Source organism: Rahnella sp. 1L-D-7-B-C2, assembly GCF_057290995.1.
On record NZ_JBXAVQ010000038.1, the window covers coordinates 1 to 4,453 of the forward strand.

Below are 4,453 nucleotides of genomic sequence, written 5' to 3' on the forward strand. Positions count from 1 at the left end.
GGGTTACGCGGAGCTTACCGGCTTGCCGGTTAGCGCAGTCGGGCTCGACGACCGGCCGCAGGTCGGGAGCCGAAGGGGGCCATGTTCCGGCCGTGACGGTTTGTTGTGAAAAAGAAAGACCTGACATCGATGACCAGGCAGAGAAAGGAAAGTAAATGCCAGGAGAGGAAGAGACAGTAAGGGAAGAGAGAGACAATCCCCCGACACATGCCGGAGAAGAAGGGCGGCGCAGCCGCCCTCTGTCTCAGGAACTGGCGGGCGTAGCCCGCTGGGGGTTTCGGGCGAAAATGGCAGGGTTTCCCCTGCCCTCATGATCAGGCTGTGAGCAACGACAAAACCTGTTTCATCGCCTCGTATTTTCTGCGCAACGCAAAACGCGCTTCCCAGTCATTGGCATAGTAAACCGGCGTGTATCGTACACGGCTAAACTGCAGGGTGAGCGTATTCCCCGTGACCACCTCAGCAGGTATTCCCAACAAACTCAGCTGAATAAAGGCCATATCCGCTGCCACGGGGTCGAGATCGATACAATGCGCGAACAATTGTTCAGAGGGATTGAACCCTGCCTCTAACATGCTTTCTGCATAAGCCACTACCATGCCAGCAGCTCCGCAGCATGGCTCACTGAGTGTCACCCAGCCTTCTTTGTTAATGGTTTCCGCCGCCTTGGGGAACATCAGCCGAGCCATAAGGGATTGCACGTGATATGGCGTGAAAAACTGCCCCATATCATCAGAACCTAAATCCAGCTCCATAAAAACTGCCCCGAGGAAATCCTGATATTTTCCCTGCAATGCGCAAACGAGCATACAGAACAGCGTGTGCAGGTTTTCCAGATCAGCGGCCTCATAGCGGGCACAGATTTTCCGGCTTCTCTCGATATTCTCATCGGTGCGGACGGTAGCAATATCCAGCTCGCTGGCGGCCAGCGTGATAAAATCACAGAACACATCCCAGCGGCGCAGGTATCGTGCCGTCTGACCGAACACGCGGATAAACTCACGTCGTGCATTATCTGAGGTAATCAAGTTCTTTGGCGCACGCATTTTCGCCGATACGCTGGCGATTACGGTCCCATCAGTTGACGGCTCCCCCTGACATGCGCTGAAAAGGTCATCAAAATTTAACTGTGACATGAAACGACTCCTTAGATGCCGCCCGTTAACGTCCCCGATGCGGTCACATATGATCTTGCCCGCGTCGCCCAGTAAGCGGCCTCCGCGCCTGCGCGCCTTTCGAACCGGTTTTTACCCGCGTCGCCGGTGGGGATGTCAGATGTATACATGGTGTTTCTCCTGTTGAGTGAAGGCGGGGAAATCCCGCCTTCAGGTATAACTAATGACCAAAAATTTCCGCGCGAACGCGCTCCCACGCCCTAAGACCCAGAAGGCTGTAGCGACTCTCTACAACACGTTTCGCCAGCATCCAGCACTGTGCAACAGGGAAAAATACGCACGGTTTGCCGTCTTTACCGGCACCCGTGGTCTCAGCAACATTCAAGGCCAGCGGAACCAGATAACGGCGTAAAATTTCAACCATTTCATCCTCGCCCGTTGCGACTTCATAGATGTAGAGGCCGGAGAGTTCATCCAACAAGGCCCCTTGTTCGGCTACGATTAATGACGTGTTTTTCACACATCTTTCGGAAGATTCAGGAGCGGCGGTCTTGACGTTTTGTGTGTGCATTCTTCAGGCCCCCTTCAGATTAAATGTCATCTCTCGGTGAGTTCTTTCGCGGCAAAGGGCGAAGTAGCGACGACGCACGGGGGAACGCAAGGGCGCCGCAGGCGTGCACTTCACCCTTGCGTTAACCTGGGTGGCGGTGCTACACCCAGCCCTCCGCGTAAGGGCTGACCGCGAGAGGGACAACCGCACCCGGCAGAATGCACACACCCGACGGCGAGGAACGAGGCGGCGACCTTAGCGGCCAGCGACGCTGGCCAGTGTCCGTGCGGCGGCGCAGCCGCCTGCGGGGGTTGACCTGGCCGTTGCCATCAGACCCTAGCCGCAGGCCGTAACCCCGGTGGGGTTACGCGGAGCTTACCGGCTTGCCGGTTAGCGCAGTCGGGCTCGACGACCGGCCGCAGGTCGGGAGCCGAAGGGGGCCATGTTCCGGCCGTGATGGTTTGTTGTGAAAAAGAAAGACCTGACATCGATGACCAGGCAGAGAAAGACGAGTAAAAGCCAGGAGAGGAAGAGACAGTAAGGGAAGAGAGAGACAACCCCCCGACACATAGCTGAGAAGAGGGGCGGCGCAGCCGCCCAGTCACTCAGCATTGGGCGGGCATAGCCCGCCGGGGCATTTGAAAGGGCGACACAAAAACAGGGGCAGAGCGTGATCCGCCCCGCCCCTCTTATCAGCACACCCTGATTTCAGGGTTATAGATGACTTTGTAATCGGTGTGTCTGTCGCCTTGATGGAAAACGTCCAGCCGGACAACGTTGTTCGCCGCGTGGTTCATGACCATCACCTGTTCAACGGCAACATGCAGCGCCTGCCCCTCAGTCAGCGGAAACCACAGATTGGCATCAGTACCTGACAGCGTTGGATGTGAAACAAAATGAAAGCCGGTGCCGGTGTCAAGCTCGGCTACGATCAGCATAACGTGTGGACGCACGGACGTCCTAGACTCAATATCGCAGAAGTTTTCGGTCATGATTTGCCCCTCATGGCTTTATGCGTGTCTCCATACTCGTGCGCACAAACAGTATGTTTGCTCATACTGTTTTACCCGTATCACGAAGGCTTGCGCTAAATACGAACGCGTTATTCGTGACCTCAATCGTCAGATCCGCCGCACCTGTTATCAAAACATCCAGCATTTCAGGCTCTAACTTTATGCTTTCCCATACGTCACCGCTGCCGCCTGATGCGTTGTCAACGGCATCAAACATTTCGCCCGCGTCGTCCCAGTCGTCGGGGTCGAATCCTTCGGCATAGGAAATATTACGCCGATCGTGCACGAACGTGGCCTTTTCAGCGGTCAGATAAATGCCCTCATCGGCAATAAACCACAGCTTGCAGCCATTCTTTTTAACGTCAGCCATCACCGGTGCCAGCTTCTCAGCCTTAAACCACAGTTTGTTACTCATCGTCTACCCCATAAAGTCTTGGAATTGCCGCCCCGCAGGGGCGGCAAGGTCATCAGGCGTAAGCCCGTTTCAGTTCCAGTGTGCGCAGCACCTGTCCGAGTTCACTGGCTCGCATTGCGGGCACCCTGACGGACTGGCGTTTGCGCTGACATTTGGCGATGTGACGCCCCAGCGCCTTAAACGGCACGGAGATGTCCTGACTTTTCAGCGGTTCGCGCACAAGGCGCGGATGCTTTTTTGCCGTCTCAGACTTTACAAACGGCACGGGGGATGCAATTATCTGTGCTTCAGTATTCATGGCATGAACTCCAATCGAGTATTGATAGCCGGTCTGGCTTTTGCGGGACAAACCGGCATGACAAGGCAGACGAAAGTCTGCTTTTTTCATTTCTGCACTACGGTTTCTTTGCTTAACACCTCCTTAATACGTCGCACTATTTCGGCATGGCTCAGGGTGCATTCATCGCATAGCTGGAAATACCGGCCTTCGACTTTCGCGTAAATGTCCGTCACGCTGCCGCACATCATTTCGGCAAACTTGAATGATTCGCTGTCCCGATCGCCCTGCCAGTCCAGCGGCGGTAACGTCCCCAGCACGTCCATATATCTGTGCAGGTCGATTTCCACCGGCGCGGTCACATAAGATTTTGCCCGCGCCTCCCAGTAAGCGGCCTCCGCTGCTGCGTTCCATTCGAACCGACTTACTCCCGCGCTGCCGGTGGTGATTTCAGGTGCATACATGATGTTTTTCCTTGATTTTTATGACGGGAGGATCCCGCCATTCTCACTACACTTCTGTTGAACCAACCCACGAAGCCCCTAAATAGGCTTCTGAGCCTTCGCCGCTATCATCAGGCTGAACAGTGGTTAACTGGTCATGCGTCCAGCCGTCCTGTGGTGCTTTCTGTCGCAATATCTCAACGCCTCCGAGCGTCCTGATAATCAGGGGTTCGTGCCGAACCGGCGTTAAAATATCCGGCTCCCCTTCTCTCTGGTCGGTGATGTAGGTGATCATTGTTTTTCCTTATTCCTGCTCTGCTGCAATCTCAGCCATTACTTCACGGTAAGCCGCCTGACTGCGGTCTTCTTCCGCCCACGAAAGCGTGATCCCTCTGCGGTCTGCCACACCGATAAATACCGGACGGTCTTTCATCGGCAGACGAGAAAGATGATTTAACGCACTGCTGATCAGGCGGGATTCGTAAATCTCGAAATACAGACCGCATCCGTTGCTCGCCTGAGCCTCCAGACGGGAAATCACCACGTCGGCGCGGATCACATCGAAGGGATGCGTTGACGAAATATCAGTGATAAAGCCGTCCATGCGCAGGGACGTGCTTTTCGCCCCCCATCTTTCGGA

At 55.2% G+C, this 4,453-nt stretch carries 9 protein-coding genes; all 9 read right to left on the reverse strand.

What is annotated here, in order from left to right; all coding sequences use genetic code 11:
• Window positions 1-314: 314 nt before the first annotated feature.
• Window positions 315-1,136, reverse strand: coding sequence for an N-6 DNA methylase (locus AC0Z7K_RS24245; RefSeq protein ID WP_112198733.1), 822 nt, complete (start codon window positions 1,134-1,136; stop codon window positions 315-317).
• Window positions 1,137-1,147: 11 nt separating this feature from the next.
• Window positions 1,148-1,285 carry a hypothetical protein gene (locus AC0Z7K_RS24250; protein WP_157962165.1) on the reverse strand — a complete coding sequence of 46 codons (138 nt, stop codon included), beginning with the start codon at window positions 1,283-1,285 and terminating at the stop codon, window positions 1,148-1,150.
• Window positions 1,286-1,335: 50 nt separating this feature from the next.
• The gene (locus tag AC0Z7K_RS24255) at window positions 1,336-1,686 is read right to left on the reverse strand and encodes a hypothetical protein (RefSeq protein WP_112198734.1); all 351 of its coding nucleotides are present in this window, start codon (window positions 1,684-1,686) and stop codon (window positions 1,336-1,338) included.
• Window positions 1,687-2,357: 671 nt separating this feature from the next.
• Window positions 2,358-2,657, reverse strand: a complete 300-nt coding sequence (locus AC0Z7K_RS24260) for a hypothetical protein (RefSeq protein WP_112198751.1) — start codon at window positions 2,655-2,657, stop codon at window positions 2,358-2,360.
• 61 nt (window positions 2,658-2,718) lie between these two features.
• Window positions 2,719-3,093, reverse strand: a complete 375-nt coding sequence (locus AC0Z7K_RS24265) for a DUF3085 domain-containing protein (protein ID WP_112198752.1) — start codon at window positions 3,091-3,093, stop codon at window positions 2,719-2,721.
• A 52-nt stretch (window positions 3,094-3,145) separates the two neighbouring features.
• A complete protein-coding gene (locus AC0Z7K_RS24270; RefSeq protein WP_224266909.1) occupies window positions 3,146-3,481 on the reverse strand; it encodes a hypothetical protein in 336 nt (111 codons plus the stop codon).
• Entirely contained in the window at window positions 3,478-3,834 is a 357-nt protein-coding gene (locus AC0Z7K_RS24275; RefSeq protein WP_224266908.1) for a hypothetical protein, read from the reverse strand. Before AC0Z7K_RS24275 ends, AC0Z7K_RS24270 begins: the two co-directional genes overlap by 4 nt.
• Window positions 3,835-3,880: 46 nt before the next feature.
• A complete protein-coding gene (locus AC0Z7K_RS24280; protein ID WP_112198754.1) occupies window positions 3,881-4,108 on the reverse strand; it encodes a hypothetical protein in 228 nt (75 codons plus the stop codon).
• 9 nt (window positions 4,109-4,117) lie between these two features.
• A partial coding sequence (locus AC0Z7K_RS24285; protein WP_485616253.1) for a hypothetical protein occupies window positions 4,118-4,453 on the reverse strand: 336 nt, incomplete at its 5' end.